Source organism: Gemmatimonas sp. (genome assembly GCF_031426495.1).
GTDB lineage: Bacteria > Gemmatimonadota > Gemmatimonadetes > Gemmatimonadales > Gemmatimonadaceae > Gemmatimonas.
Genome location: NZ_JANPLK010000096.1, coordinates 1 through 13,553, shown reverse-complemented (window position 1 = coordinate 13,553; position 13,553 = coordinate 1). Strand labels below are relative to the sequence as shown.

12 protein-coding genes are annotated in these 13,553 nt (G+C 64.8%); 5 read left to right on the top strand and 7 right to left on the bottom strand.

Annotated elements, in window-relative coordinates:
• Nucleotides 1-18: 18 nt before the first annotated feature.
• Together RMP10_RS23365 and RMP10_RS23360 are read right to left on the bottom strand one after the other, a co-directional pair.
• Nucleotides 19-2,385 carry an ABC transporter permease gene (locus RMP10_RS23365; RefSeq protein ID WP_310572463.1) on the bottom strand — a complete coding sequence of 789 codons (2,367 nt, stop codon included), beginning with the start codon at nt 2,383-2,385 and terminating at the stop codon, nt 19-21.
• On the bottom strand, nt 2,378-3,106 hold the full coding sequence (locus tag RMP10_RS23360; protein WP_310572462.1) for an ABC transporter ATP-binding protein: 729 nt from the start codon (nt 3,104-3,106) through the stop codon (nt 2,378-2,380). Before RMP10_RS23360 ends, RMP10_RS23365 begins: the two co-directional genes overlap by 8 nt.
• Nucleotides 3,107-3,251: 145 nt before the next feature.
• Here RMP10_RS23360 and RMP10_RS23355 point away from each other — a divergent pair, with 145 nt between their 5' ends.
• Genes RMP10_RS23355 through RMP10_RS23345 form a run of 3 tightly spaced genes read left to right on the top strand, consistent with a single transcriptional unit; the run spans nt 3,252 to nt 5,682 of the window.
• On the top strand, nt 3,252-3,875 hold the full coding sequence (locus tag RMP10_RS23355) for a hypothetical protein (RefSeq protein WP_310572461.1): 624 nt from the start codon (nt 3,252-3,254) through the stop codon (nt 3,873-3,875).
• Entirely contained in the window at nt 3,815-4,936 is a 1,122-nt protein-coding gene (locus tag RMP10_RS23350; RefSeq protein WP_310572460.1) for a histidine kinase, read from the top strand. Before RMP10_RS23355 ends, RMP10_RS23350 begins: the two co-directional genes overlap by 61 nt.
• Nucleotides 4,933-5,682, top strand: a complete 750-nt coding sequence (locus tag RMP10_RS23345) for a LytTR family DNA-binding domain-containing protein (RefSeq protein WP_310572459.1) — start codon at nt 4,933-4,935, stop codon at nt 5,680-5,682. Before RMP10_RS23350 ends, RMP10_RS23345 begins: the two co-directional genes overlap by 4 nt.
• A gap of 14 nt (nt 5,683-5,696) precedes the next feature.
• On the opposite strand, the gene RMP10_RS23340 is transcribed toward RMP10_RS23345, so the two are convergent.
• The 3 genes from RMP10_RS23340 to RMP10_RS23330 all read right to left on the bottom strand — a co-directional run bounded on the left by RMP10_RS23340 (nt 5,697) and on the right by RMP10_RS23330 (nt 9,968).
• Nucleotides 5,697-8,132 carry a TonB-dependent receptor gene (locus RMP10_RS23340; RefSeq protein ID WP_310572458.1) on the bottom strand — a complete coding sequence of 812 codons (2,436 nt, stop codon included), beginning with the start codon at nt 8,130-8,132 and terminating at the stop codon, nt 5,697-5,699.
• A 134-nt stretch (nt 8,133-8,266) separates the two neighbouring features.
• The gene (locus RMP10_RS23335; protein ID WP_310572457.1) at nt 8,267-9,547 is read right to left on the bottom strand and encodes an MFS transporter; all 1,281 of its coding nucleotides are present in this window, start codon (nt 9,545-9,547) and stop codon (nt 8,267-8,269) included.
• Nucleotides 9,548-9,566: 19 nt separating this feature from the next.
• Nucleotides 9,567-9,968 (bottom strand): DUF3224 domain-containing protein, encoded by a 402-nt coding sequence (locus tag RMP10_RS23330; protein WP_309672554.1) that lies wholly within the window; start codon nt 9,966-9,968, stop codon nt 9,567-9,569.
• Nucleotides 9,969-10,083: 115 nt separating this feature from the next.
• On the opposite strand from RMP10_RS23330, the gene RMP10_RS23325 reads away from it, so the two are divergent.
• Together RMP10_RS23325 and RMP10_RS23500 are read left to right on the top strand one after the other, a co-directional pair.
• A complete protein-coding gene (locus tag RMP10_RS23325) occupies nt 10,084-10,392 on the top strand; it encodes a hypothetical protein (RefSeq protein WP_309672552.1) in 309 nt (102 codons plus the stop codon).
• A gap of 222 nt (nt 10,393-10,614) precedes the next feature.
• On the top strand, nt 10,615-11,325 hold the full coding sequence (locus RMP10_RS23500) for a transposase (protein WP_345785848.1): 711 nt from the start codon (nt 10,615-10,617) through the stop codon (nt 11,323-11,325).
• A gap of 129 nt (nt 11,326-11,454) precedes the next feature.
• Here the strand turns inward: RMP10_RS23500 and RMP10_RS23315 are convergent, their stop codons facing one another.
• Nucleotides 11,455-12,294: a hypothetical protein gene (locus RMP10_RS23315; protein ID WP_310572455.1), complete on the bottom strand. Its 840-nt coding sequence runs from the start codon at nt 12,292-12,294 to the stop codon at nt 11,455-11,457.
• An 85-nt stretch (nt 12,295-12,379) separates the two neighbouring features.
• A partial coding sequence (locus RMP10_RS23310) for a multicopper oxidase domain-containing protein (RefSeq protein ID WP_310572454.1) occupies nt 12,380-13,553 on the bottom strand: 1,174 nt, incomplete at its 5' end.

The following is a 13,553-nucleotide window of genomic DNA, read 5'->3' as shown; positions in this document are numbered from 1 at the left end:
CAACGCACGCCGTAGCCCTCACTCGTACGCCAGCGCCGCCGCCGTGGGGACGCGCATCGCCCGCATCGCCGGCCACGCGCACGCCGCCATCGACACGATGGTCACCAGCCCCAGCCAAATGATCACACCACTCGCGTCGGGCGCGTAGCGCGCGGGCACCGGCAGCATGATCCGACTGAACGCTGCGCCCAGCGCACGACTCATGGGAATCGACAACGGGATGGCCGCCAGCCAACTCAGCAGCGCGATCGTCAGTCCTTCCACTTGCACCAGCGCGAAGATCGATCCATGCCGCGCCCCAATCGCGCGGAGCACGCCGATCTCCCGCGTCCGCTCCAGCACGGCGAGTCCCATCGTCGAGGCGAGCGCGAGGCCCCCCACGAGAATCATCACCCATCCCATCACGCCAAGAAACGACACCACCATCAGCAGATGGTCATCGACCCCTCGCTTCGCCTCCGACAGCATCGTACTCGCGCTCACTACCTGTCCATGCTCGGCCAGCGCCGTTCGCAGGCGCGCAATCAAATCGAGCCGTGACGCCTCGCCCTCGTAGGTACTCTTCACCACGAGTGACGAGCCGCTGGCTGCCCCGCGGATACCTAGTATCTCGCTTACCGCTTCGCGCGACGCGTATGCCGACACGCTGGGCCCGCCACTCGCCACCCCAACGATCGTCCATCGCGCGACCGCGCCGTTGACCATTAGCGGCACCTGCATCCCCACGCGCAGCTGCGGCTCGGCTCGTTGCAACGCGCGCCCGATCACGAGCGCGCGCTGGTCGTTGGCACGCAGCCATCGTCCCTCCTCAATCTCGGGTTGCAACAAGCGCGTCGCGGCTGGTGGCGCGGTGATCACGAACGTGTTGCCAACGGTCCCGTTACCGTGATCGAGCGAAGCACGCACCGCGGTCCACGCTTCCACTCCCGCCACACCGTCCACCGCGCGTGCGATCGCTTCGAGTGAATCGGCATTTCCCGGCACCGCCAGTCGCAGCGTGAAGTCGTAGTGGTTTGCAGCAAAGATCGCGTCGGTGACACCGAGCACCGCCGCCCGCAGATTGGTGGCGCCAAGGTAGACGGCCCCACCAAGCGAGAGGGTGCCGAGCGTCAGGAGAGTGCGCTGCGTTCGGCGGAACGTGTTGCGCAGCGCGAGCAGGAGGGGTCGTGGTAGCCCACGCACGCGCAGTGCGCGTGCACCGAGGCCAGCACCCACGATACCGACATCACGTAGGGCGTCGTTCACGGGCACACGACAGCCGCGCCAGACCGGAACGGCCGCGGCGATCACAGGCAACAGTACCGCGACACCGACTTCAAGCACGATCACCCACCACGGCACCGCGTAGCCGCTGAGATCGAAGTTGAGCATTTCGGCCTTGAGCGTCGCGTACTCTCGTCCGGCGATCAACCCGATTGGCACCGCAAGGGCGGCCGCCGCGATGCCAAGCGCGGCGGCCACCGCGAGGTACATCAGGGCCAGCTGATGCGGTCGCGCGCCGAGCGCCTTCATCACGCCGATCTCGCGCGTCTGCCCTACCAGCATGGCGGTCACCAGATTGACGACCAGGAACGCACTCAACACCATTGCGAGCACCGCGAACGCAAACTGTGTGTAGAGCAACGAGTCCATCTGCGCCGCATGAATGTGCTCGCCCGGCACCGGGACATCCACATCGCGCACCATGTGTCCTGTAGCTTCGATGGCTGCCCTCAGCCGGAAGGCGAGCGCTCGCACCCCGGCCTGATCGAGCGCGCCATCGTCGAACACCACGCGCAGCTCATTCAGCGCGTTCGGTGCCCCGAGTTGGGTGAGCGTTGCCGGTGAGACAAACCCATACAGCACGTGCTCCATCCAGCCGGGGGCGAGGCCAACGTCGCGCGCCACGGCGCGCACAGTTGCGGCGGCCGGCGGCGCATCACCGACGCTGAGCATGACCTCTTCGCCAACGACGGCACCGGAGAAGTCGAGCGATGAACGTTCGACCGTGAGCGTGCCATCGGTTGGGGGTGCACCGCTCTCCCATGTGACCGCACCAATGCGTACCGCTTCACGTGGGTCCACCGTGAACAGCATCGCCGTCACCGTCGCACCGGCCACCTGCGCGCGGGCCATGGTCGTGCGTCGCGCCTGCACGTCGCGAACACCGGGGACGGCGCGCGCGAGCGATAGCATCGCGTCGTCCACCGCGTCGACACGGATCGTGGCCGCCGCAGGGTCGCTGGCCAGATACCCGTCTTTGGTTGCGACCTGCACCAGCGCCCACGCGTTCAGGATCGTGCCGGCAGCGGCGAGTCCGGTGGCGATCGCCACGACCACCAGCGCGGTGCGTCCGCCATGTTGCCGAAGATCGCCCAGCGCTTTGCGCCAACGTGGACTAAGCACGGAGTGCGCTCGCGGTATCGTGCACGACGCGGCCGTCGGCGATCGTGATCGCACGATGCGCATGTGCCATCGCACTCGGTGCATGGGTGACCAGCACCACCGTGCGGCCGTCGGCCACGATGCCGGAGAACAGCGCGAGGACCGCATCCGAGGTGCGCGAGTCGAGATTGCCGGTTGGTTCGTCGGCCAACAGCAGTGGCGGATCGTTGGCGAGCGCTCGCGCGATAGCCACGCGCTGCTGCTGTCCACCCGAGAGCCGAGAGGGCAACTTGTCAGCCTGATCGGCCACGCCAACGGCATCGAGTAGTGCCATCGCGCGGGCGCGCCGTTCCCGCGCGGGCCATCGATCGCAGAAGTCCATGGGGAGCATGACGTTCTCGGCCACCGAAAGGCTCGGCAACAGCTGGAAGAACTGAAACACGATGCCCACCGCTCCGCCGCGCCACGCCGACATGGCGGACTCGCTCAACGCGTGCACCGACGTGCCGTTCACGATCACCTCGCCCGCACTCGGGCGGTCAATGCCGGCAACGAGCGAGAGCAGCGTGGATTTTCCGCTCCCCGAGTCGCCAACGACGGCGACGAACTCGCCACGGCCGATCTCCAGATCGACCTCGACCAGCGCCGTGAAGGCGCCCGCCGCGCTGGGATACTGCTTGCTCACACCGCGAAAGACGATGAGCGGGGATGCGACAGTGGACGTATTGGGGGTGGGTGGCATGATCGAACAATGCGATCACGGCGGGGTGTTGTGGCGCCGTTCGTCGGCCCCGTTCGACCATTCGGCGATGGGACCCATTCCACCCGCACGCGGGAGGCTACTCTCCGTTTGTGAACTCTATGCGCCCACTCGTCCGGAGCCGTTTATGATGCGCCCCCTCGTCGCTGCCCTCGTATCGCTCGTCGTGCTCGCTTCTCCTTCCGTCGCCCAGCATGGTGGCGGAGCCGTAGGTGGAGCCGTAGGCGGAGCCGCACCTCGCACGGTCTCGGCGGCACCACGCGAGGCGGCGCAGTTTGATTTTCTGATCGGCCAGTGGGAGGTCACCGTGACGCCGAAGGCGACCACGCTCGCCACCCGCATTCACGGCGTGCCCAAGTTGAGTGCGGTCTGGAAGGCGTGGCGTGCGATGGATGGCTTCGGCATCGACGACGAACTCCGCATTGTGGACGGATCCGGCAATCCCAATGCCTTCCTGCGTAGCACGCGCCTGTATGACGCCACGCAACGCGTGTGGTCGCAGATGTCGCTCGATGTGTACCGGGCGCGCTACACGCCCGCGACGGCCACCTGGGCGAAGGGTGAGATGCAGATCCGTAGCGCAGGTCGCGATGCCGATGGTTCTGCGTATGTTCAGCGGGTGCGCTTCTACGACATCACGCCCACGAGCTTCAAGTATCAGGCCGACCGCTCCTCCGACGGGGAGAAGTCGTGGGAGACGGCCGTGCTCCGGATGACCGCCCGTCGCGTCGCGGCGACCGCGCCGCGATGACGGCCGCTGCGCCCGCGCGCGCTGACACCAACCGCGCGCGCGGCTGGTTCTCGCTCCAGCTGGCGATCGGCTGGCTGCCCGTGCTCGCGCTTTATGCGGCTACGATGTCCGTGATGCACGGCGTCCCTCTGGCGCGCGCGCTCGTCGTCTCGACCAGGGCCATCGTTGGCGCGGCGCTGCTTGGTGTGGTCGTCCTGCGCTTCGTCGGGCGAACGCCGTGGCCTCGACCGGTCCGACCCGGATTCATTCTATTGCAGGTCTGCGCGGCCATCGGGTTCTCCGTTGCCTGGGTCGTGCTGTCAAACATCGTGGAGAGCATCGCGCGCGGCGCCATCGTGCTGACCGCGCCGCCCTTGGTAGCCCCATTTCTACTGCTTGGCATCTGGCTCTATGTGGCGGTGGCCGGCGTCTCGTACGCCGTGCAGGCGACGGCCCGTGCCGCGCAGGCCGAGGCGGCGGCCGTGCGCGCGCAACTCGCGGCGCTGCGCGGTCAACTCAATCCGCACTTCCTCTTCAACGCACTGCATAGTGTCGTCCACCTGATCCCGGTCGCGCCCGATCTCGCGGCTGAGAGCGTGGAGCGGTTGGCGGGGCTGTTGCGCACGGTGCTCGAGGAGAATCGCGATCGTGTCACGCTTCAGGAAGAGCGTGCGTTCGTGTCGCGGTACGTAGAGCTCGAACAGGTACGCTTTGGCGAGCGACTCGTGGTGCACTGGAACGTACCACCGGAAGCGTCCGCACTGTTCGTCCCCGCCTTCGCGCTGCAAACACTGGTCGAGAACGCCGTCCGACACGGTGCGTCGTCGCGCGTGGAACCCACACGGATCATGGTGTCAACGCAGCTCGACGGCCCGACGCTCACGCTGACCGTGGCAGACGATGGTGCCGGCGCGGATCTGTCCGTGAACCCCGACAGTAGCCGCACGGGGTTGCGTCGATTGCGCGAACGGCTCGACGCGCTGTACGGACCACGCGCGACCCTCTCCTGCGACAGTCGTCCCGGACATGGGTTTACCGCGCGCGTCATCGTGCCCATCGAAGATGAGGACCACCTCGCATGAGCATCGACCCTCGCGTGCGCGTGGTGATCGCCGACGATGAAGCGATCGCCCGCGCTGGCCTTCGACGCATGCTCGGCGCCTTCGACTGGATCGACGTGGTCGGTGAGGCGGCGCACGGACTCTCGGCGATCGAGAGCATTGAACGGCTGCAACCCGAGCTCGTCTTTCTCGACATCCAAATGCCCGGACTGCTCGGCACCGAAGTGCTCGCGCGCCTCACGAGGAGTCCATTCGCGGTCTTCACGACGGCGTATGCGGAGCACGCCGTCACGGCATTCGAACTTGGCGCGGTGGACTACCTGCTCAAGCCGTTCGGCGCCGCGCGACTCACGGCGACGCTCGATCGCGTCCGTGTCGCGTTGGGTGAACCGTCGGCCGATACCCCGGGCGATCGGCTCGGCGAGATGCTTGGCAAAGGTCCGCTCCGACGGCTCTTCATCCGCAACGGGAGCACCATCGTACCGCTGCCAGTGGCCGACGTGCGCTGGTTCGAGGCCGATGGAGACTATGTGATCGCACACGTTGAGCGCGGCCGTCACGTGCTGTCACTCTCGCTCGCGCGCCTCGAAGCGCAACTCGATCCCAAGCGCTTCGTGCGCATTCATCGTGCCCACCTCGTCAATCTCGACCACGTGCTCGCCTTTCGCAGTCATGGCAAGGGCGGCATGGTCGCCGAACTGCGCGGTGGTGAGCTCCTCGCGGTCAGTCGCGCGCGTGCACAGGAACTGCGGCGACTGGGTGTGTAACGTCGTGCGGCGTGCTAGAACTTCCAGTTGTAGCCCACCCGGACCACCTGCGTCTCGAGGTAATCCGTGCTCACCAGGCGGAAGTTCGTGCCGCGGATGGTTCGCTCGGCCTGCATCGTGTTCAGCAGGTCGGTCGCATTCACCACGATCTCGCCCCGGCCCTGCTGCACGCTCTTCTTCATCCCGAGATCGAGCGAATAGCGGCTTCCGATGCGTCCCTGCGGCAGGAGATCCGGAGCGAGATAGACTTGGGAGATCTGCGTCTGCCAATCATGCGGCAGCTTGATGACCGCGTTCAGTTTGCCGTTTCCCGACGTGAGCGTTTGACGCGCCGCCGCATACGACACCGGAACCGGGTACTGATTGACGACAGTGAAGGCGTCGATGCTTCGACGAAACGCGTTGGCGTTGGCACTCAGTGAGAGACGCGGCGAGATCGTCTGCTGCCACACCACCTCGGCACCCGTGCTCCGGCTGCGTCCACCATTCTGGAACACGTTGTACAGCAGCACGCTGCCGGGCGCCTGCGTCGCAATGCGGGTGATGGTGCCGTCAACGATGCGATGATACGCTGCCGCGTACACACTGCCCTTCGACCAGCTGGTTTTGTAGCCTAGCTCGGACGACGTGGAGTACTGCGGCTGCAACGCCGGGTTGCCGACCTTGATCAGCTCCGGCTCATCGTACTTGGGGAAGATACGAATGTCGACTTCGTTCGGACGATCCACGCGCCGGTTGAAAAACAGTGACAATTTGTTCGCGTCGTCGAACTTGTAGGCCGCGCGCACATTCGGAAATGGCTGGAAGTACCGATAGCCATCACTCTGGTACGTGTTATGATCGGGGTTCACATCGTAGTCTACCTGCACCTGCTCAAACCGGACGCCACCCTCGAGCTCAACGCGCTGACTCTCGAACACATAAGTGCCATACAGCGCCGGAATCGTCTCGCGATAGGTCGCCCAGCCGCCGGCGCCGGTGTCGAGCGGTGAGTTCTGGCCGGCGAAGAACTGCATGTTCACCGGGATCGAACGATACCGCCCCTTGAAGCCGGCCTCTACGCGCCCCTGCTTCAGCGGCTTCGTGTAGTCGGCGTTGAAATCGACCACATGCTCATCCGACAGCAACTTGAACGCATCCGTGCCGACGAACGTCGGTACGGTGTTCGTGAAGAAGTACTTCTCGTCTTCGCGATGAAACGAGTAGTTGCTGGTGAACACGAGGGAGTGTCCCGGCTCCTGAAACTTGTGCGTGAACACCGCCGAGCCGAACGCCGTGTACTTCACTTCGTCTTCCAGGAACTGCCACAACCGGTAGCGATTCTGCAGCGTGCCGCTGAAGTACGGATTGTCGCCGTTGTCGAGAATCTTCTCACGGTTGAAGAGCCCGGATATGCTGAACGTGTTGCGCTCATCGAACGCATGGTCCACACCGCCGTTGAGCGTCGCATAGTCGGTGCGGCGATTGCGCTTGATCTGCTGCACGATCACCGTGCCGTCGTCGTACGTGCGCGTGGAGAACTCGTTCTTATTCAGCGTTGGCGAATAGAGCCAATCCGCCTGCAAAAAGCTGTTGGTGGCGCCCTTCCGATAGTTCACCGCAACGGACGGATTGAACTTCGGCGTGCCCCGATACTGCGGCCGAATGGTGGGCAGGTTTTCCTTCTTCATCCACAGCGCACCGGCGCCGCCCATCACGCCGATCTTGCCGTTGAATCCTTCCTGCTCCTGCTTCTTGAAAATCAGATTGATGATACCGGCGCTGGCATTCGCGTCGAACTTGGCCGAGGGGTTGTTGATGATCTCGATACGCTCGAGGGCCGACGCCGGGAGATTGTCCAGTCCGTTCTGTGAGCCGAAGCCGGTGAGCGCGGTCTGCTTGCCGTCGATCAATACCACCACCTTGTCACTGCCGCGCACCTGCACTTTGCCGTCCTGCGCTACCGTCACACCAGGCAACGTCGACATCGCCTGCAACACCGAACCACCAGACTGACTGATGTTGTCGGAGACCGTGAACGACTTCTTGTCCATCGTGCCGGCCACCGCGTCGGCGTTGGCGGTCACTTTGACATCGCCGAGCACGCGGACCTCCTTGACCATCAGGATGGTGCCAAGGTCGAGGAACGCACTCAGCTCACCGATCAGGACCCGTTGGCGGATGGGCTGGTAGCCAATCGAGCGAACGACCAGCACGTAGGTGCCCTTCTTGAGCCCCGTGAATGTGAACGCGCCCTGCTCGTTCGTGAGCCGTCCGCCCACGAACGCGCTGTCCTTCTCCGTTTGCAGCTGGAGGGTGAGAAACGGCAGCGCCGCCTTGGTCTGGGCGTCCTGCACCTTGCCGAAGAGCGTGACGCCGTTGGCCGGCGACTGCGCGAACGCGGCCGGCGTGAATGCAGTCTGGCTGACACAGAGCGAGAGGATGAGCGACAGCACCGAGCGAAGCGTCATGATTCCAGTGACGATAGTGTTGCATGGCACGTGCGAATTGCTCGTCCAAAAATAGGGAGAGAGCGCGTCCGACGCCGGTGGTTTGGGATTAGCCGATCCCCGTCCACGGGTTCAGGCACGATTGCGAATCTGGTCTAGTGCGCGTCGGCGTCGATCAGGAACCAGAGCCCTGCGCCGAGCAGTGCAAACACCGAAGCGGCGGCGAGCGCCGCCGGCCACCCAAGCGACTCCACCATCAGCGGGACCATCAACGCCCCGATGCCGCCGACCACGTTGCCACCGGTATTGAGCACGCCGCACGCCGTGGCGGCGTCCGCTTCCGCAACGGAGATGGTCGCCGCCCAGTAGGCACCTTCGGTCAGCTGCTGGCAGGCGAGGCAGAGCGAAAGAAACAGAACGCAGAGGTACGCGCTCTGCGCGTTCGCCGCCAGCAACATCAGGCCGGCGGCCAGTGTGAGTCCGGTCGCGCCGATGGTCCGCATGCCGCGCCGCTTGCCGATGCGCGTCGACAATCCATCGCACAGATACGCGCCGACGCCGGCACCGATCGCGCCAGTAATCCACGGCGCCGAGGCGTACCATCCACCTTCGAGCATCGTGAACTTGCGCGACTCGATCAGGTAGATGTACAGCCAGTTGAAGAAGAAGTAGAAGAGATAGTTGCTGCAGAAGTAGCCGAGGGAAAGCAACCTGACCTGTCGGTTGCGCAGCACCCGCTTCCACGCGCCTGGCGCTGATCGCGGCCGCTCAGCTGGTCGGTCGCCGGTGATGAGCTCGAGTTCGGCCTGACGCACGCCGGCATGCTCCGCCGGTGTGTCGCGCACGTACCACCACCAGATCCCCGCGAGCACGAGGCCAAGCGGCGCGGTCGCCATGAACGACCCGCGCCATCCCACCGTGGATACCAGCCACGTGATCAGCGGTCCGGTGGCGGCCGCGCCAAACGTCAGCCCGACATTCACCCATCCGTTCGGGACCGCCCATCCGGTTACCGGAAACCAACTCGCGATCGTGCCGCCGAACACGACGAGCGGAGCCTGCAATACACCCATCAGGAAACGCAGTGTCATCAGCGACGCGATGACGACCACCGGCGACGCCACCGACGTGCTCGGCGTAAAGCCTACCGCCAGGTTCACCACGCCCCAGCCCACCGCCAGGATCGCGATCGCCCTCCGGCTCCCTATGCGATCGCCCCAGATGCCGCCGGGGAACTGGAAGATCGCGTAGCCCCACGCGAACGCCGCGAGGACGGCGCCCAGCTGCACCTTCGAGAGTCCGAGATCGACGATCATGCGCTCGCCGGCAACCGACAGATTGCTGCGCAGCAGATAGGCGACAAAGCTGGCGAGCACCAGCAGGGCGACGATACGCCAGCGAATGCCGGAGGTGCCGGCTTCGTGGGACGTCAGCATGACTGCAGTGCGTGGCGCCTCAATGCGAAGCGGGCAATGAATACTCGAACTCATACGCGTGCTGCTTGCCATCCACGATGATCGCCAGCGTTCCCGTGAGTCCGCGCAACTGGTCGGTGCCGGAGTCAGGCACGACCGTCACCGACAGCGTGCCAACACCACGCGTCATCGTCCCGGCGTGCTGCAGATTGAACGTGCCCTGCAGCCCGTGCAGCGTGCCTTTGACTTCTTCGACGGCTACGTACGCCGCTGAGGTCGGCTCACTGCTGCCGGCGGCCAACATCTCGCCGATCGCGATCGCCTCGAGGTCACCGTGATACTGCTTGTCGAGCGAGAACCGGGCGAGGCGTGATCCCTCCGCCTCGATCGCCATGGGGTGTGGTGCTCTGTTGATGTCGAACGTGCCGCGGGCGAACGCCATGACTGGGCCTCTGAAGTGAACGGGATATCGGAATGGTAGAACTTGCCTGCTCGGAACGTTTCGAGGGAGTGGGGTCTCACTGCTCGCACTTCCCTCTTACCAACGAGCATAAGTCATGGCGAACGAACCCAGCGGGTACACGCACGACGCGAGCGACAAAAAGCTCGACCACGCCGCCGATGAGGCGAAAGCCGACGACGCATCAGCTGACTCGAAGAAACATGCGGGGCACGACCCCGCGAAGATTCGGGAGCACGACGATGTCGGAAAGGATCGGCTGTTCGAGGGGCGCATTCAGCACGACGACGCTGACAAAGCCAGCGATCGCAATCGCCTGGAGAAGGACGTAGCGCGACATCATCACCCGGAAGATGAAGTCGGCACGATCTCCGACAAAGACACGCACCCGAAGCGACAGCACTGAGCCTTCAAGGGGTCAGAGTCGTTGAAACGGTGATCAAGGGGTGTTCAAGGGGTCAGAGTCGTTGAAAGTACGCGTCATTTCGGTACCACGCCGCACGCTTTGATGACAATGGTCGTCGTGGGCGACGTCATATTGGCGCCCTGCTTGCCCCGGCAGCGCCACGACAAAGGTCGAATGGAGCCGACGGTACTCGTTGCTTGACTTCTCGCACCCAATCTGAATATGCCTCGCATGCCGCGCATACTCCTTTCGGGTGTACCCGTTCACCATCTGCAGCGCGGCAATAATCGAGGGCCGGTCTTCGGGGATGATCGGGACCGGTGGCTTTACAGAGAGCTTCTGCTCGAGGGCTGCCACCGGTTTGGGTGCGGGGTTCATGCGTATGTATTGATGTCCAATCACGTTCACCTGCTGATGACTCCGCAACGGGCTGATGCGATCCCGCAGCTCACACAATGGATGGGCCGGAAATATGTTCGAGCATATAATGCGCGACATGACCGTACGGGAACGCTGTGGGAAGGGCGGTTTCGGTCCAGCGTGATTGACTCAGCCCGATACTTCCTCGCCTGCTCCCGCTACATCGACCAGAATCCAGTGCGGGCGGGGATAGTGCGGGAGCCGGCCGCCTACCGGTGGTCCAGCTTCGCCCGTCTCGCACACGGGGCGCGTGATGACCTCATTACGGAGCATCCAGAATATCACTCCCTTGGTCATTCGCCGGCTGAGCGACAGGTCGCATACCGTGCGTTGTGTGCGCCATTGGTCGATCCCGACGTCGCCGGCGGGATCCGCCTCGCAGTTCGACGAGGAGACGTGCTCGGGTCAGCAGCTTTTGCTGATGAAGTTCGCGCGCGCCTGGGACGACCGATTAGCCGCCTGGCGCACGGAGGAAACCGCCGTCGCGAGCCGTTTGACCTCCGGGTGTCGTAACGGCTCAGGATCCGAGAACGGCCGGCGTTCAACGACTCTGACCCCTTGAACCGCCTTGAACCGCCTTGAACCGCCGGCGTTCAACGACTCTGACCCCTTGAACCGGACCCCGTGATCCGCCGTAGATCGCTACAACGTGATCATGTCCGCGATCTGATACCCGAGATTGGACACCTCATACACCTCGCGCGCCTCTCCGCGCGCGAGTATCAGCTCCAGCCGCACCAGCTCCTCCAACGCCTCCTCCCACTTCGCCACGTCGCGCCGGTCGTACGACGTCAGCAGGTTCTTGCCGTTCGCCTGCAGCTCCGCCCCGCCACCGAAACGCAGATGCAGGATCATCCCTTGGGGATCCATGCTCGCTTCCTTCAACAGCGTGCGCGCTTCCGGGGAGAGCCGCGGCAGTTCCGTCGTCGATTCGACGACGTCGCCGTGCTCCAGCGACGCGTCAAGCCGGAACAACGGATGCTCATTCACCTTTAGCTGCAGGTGGCGATACAGCGTGGCCTTGAAGTCCGAATGGCTGTCATAGCCTTCGTATAATCCCCGTGTCCGGCACGATGCCTTGAACTGTTTGAGCTTCTCCACCTGCGCCATGTCGACCGTGTCAAGCGCCACCGGCTGACTCGAGAAGTACAACATGGCCGGACGGCCGGCATCGATGTGCCGTTCGATCTCCTCCACGGTGCCGCTCGAGTAGTCATCAGTCGCGGTGCCGATGCGCGTCCAGAACACGCCGATCAGCAAGTCGCATTTCTGCAGCACCTGATGATTGATGATGTCCTGTGCCGTCGCCCCCATCTCCGGGGAGGCGTGCGATTCCCAGCCGATCGGCAACAGCACGATCTTGCGGATGCTCGAATGCACCGCGTTCCATTCGTACACGACATCGCGCACGATCGCCCGCTCCGAAGCAACATCCCCCGGCGACGCGATCATCACGTTGAAGGTCTTGGCGATATAACTCACCGGACGAACTCCTCTCTGGGAAATGTCAGGGCGCTGGTCGGTGCTAGTGGTAGCGCAACGACACGTCGCAGTGTCGTCTCCACCGTCACGGTGGCCGCACGACGATCGGCACGCGCAGTACCGGCGCGGGTTGCGCTCCGCGCGCGTCAGTCGGATACCACACGGTCGTGAAGCGCAGGGCGTAGTTGGTCGGCGCATCGACGGGGATCGTAACCTCCACGTCGAACGTCTGGCCGGCACTCACCGTGCGCCGCGCCGCGCTCTGCACTTGCTGCGCCGCCGGCAATTCGGCGCCATCGGTCGCCAGCGAACGCCACCGCTGCACCGTCGAATCCCGCACGAACGCCACGCGAATCTGCTCGTCGACCGGTATGCTCACGAACCGGAGCCGGTGCGTTCCGGGTGAGAGCGTGAGCGGCGCTCCGTCCGTGCGTCCATTGATCGCCAACGATCCAGTCGCGGCATCGCCCAGTAACCCCATCACGATCACGTGATCCCGCGTCGTATCGCGCGGCGCGTTGGGCTCCTCCACGATCAGCGCTCCGTACAAGCCCGTCGAGAGTTCGCTGCCGGCTTCGTCGTGCGTGTGGTAGATGAACGTGCCGGCCCGGGCGGCCGTCAGTCGCACGACGAATGAGTCCCCTGGTGCGATGGGCGGCCGCACGCTGCGACCGGCACCGCTCGAGCCGCCCACGCCATCGAACCAACTCTCGATTTCCATGCCGTGCCAGTGCACCGCGAGCGGCTTCGCGAGTCGGTTGTGCACCCTGATGGCGACACGTGCGCCCCGTACGAGCACGATCGGCGCACCGGGCCGGCGGATGGAGTCGCGCGGCGGCGGCGCGGCCGGGTCGCCGAGCACGAAGCCGTAGCCGCGCAGGCCCCTCGCGAGCGCCGAGTCACGCGACTGCACGAACAGGTCGAGGCGGCGTTGCGGCGCCACCGCCGATTCGGCGCGGTGCACGTCACGGCCGCGCACGTGGATGCCCATCACCATGCCGGCCATGTGGTCGCGCGGATCGTGCGCGCTGCCGCCCGCCGGTGCAGCGTGGGTCGCGTGCGTCGCCGACGGCGTATCGGGCAGCAGCCCGTGCAACGGCGCCATGTGCTGGACCAGGTGGCAGTGGAACAGCCAGTTGCCCGGGCGCTCGGGGACCCAGGTGATCGTCGCGGTGGTGAAGCCCTGCATGAGCTCCGTCACGCCCATGCGCCGCGCGCCCGGCTGGTACATGGTGTCGCGCGCGAAGTCGCCGCGGCCG

Bases quoted from the DNA above. Each gene is read 5' to 3' on its own strand.
- RMP10_RS23330 (WP_309672554.1), bottom strand. From the start codon at position 9,968: ATGGCGTTCGCCCGCGGCACGTTCGACATCAACAGAGCACCACACCCC.
- RMP10_RS23340 (WP_310572458.1), bottom strand. From the start codon at position 8,132: ATGACGCTTCGCTCGGTGCTGTCGCTCATCCTCTCGCTCTGTGTCAGC.
- RMP10_RS23500 (WP_345785848.1), top strand. From the start codon at position 10,615: ATGCCTCGCATGCCGCGCATACTCCTTTCGGGTGTACCCGTTCACCAT.
- RMP10_RS23345 (WP_310572459.1), top strand. From the start codon at position 4,933: ATGAGCATCGACCCTCGCGTGCGCGTGGTGATCGCCGACGATGAAGCG.
- RMP10_RS23355 (WP_310572461.1), top strand. From the start codon at position 3,252: ATGATGCGCCCCCTCGTCGCTGCCCTCGTATCGCTCGTCGTGCTCGCT.
- RMP10_RS23335 (WP_310572457.1), bottom strand. From the start codon at position 9,547: ATGCTGACGTCCCACGAAGCCGGCACCTCCGGCATTCGCTGGCGTATC.
- RMP10_RS23360 (WP_310572462.1), bottom strand. From the start codon at position 3,106: ATGCCACCCACCCCCAATACGTCCACTGTCGCATCCCCGCTCATCGTC.
- RMP10_RS23325 (WP_309672552.1), top strand. From the start codon at position 10,084: ATGGCGAACGAACCCAGCGGGTACACGCACGACGCGAGCGACAAAAAG.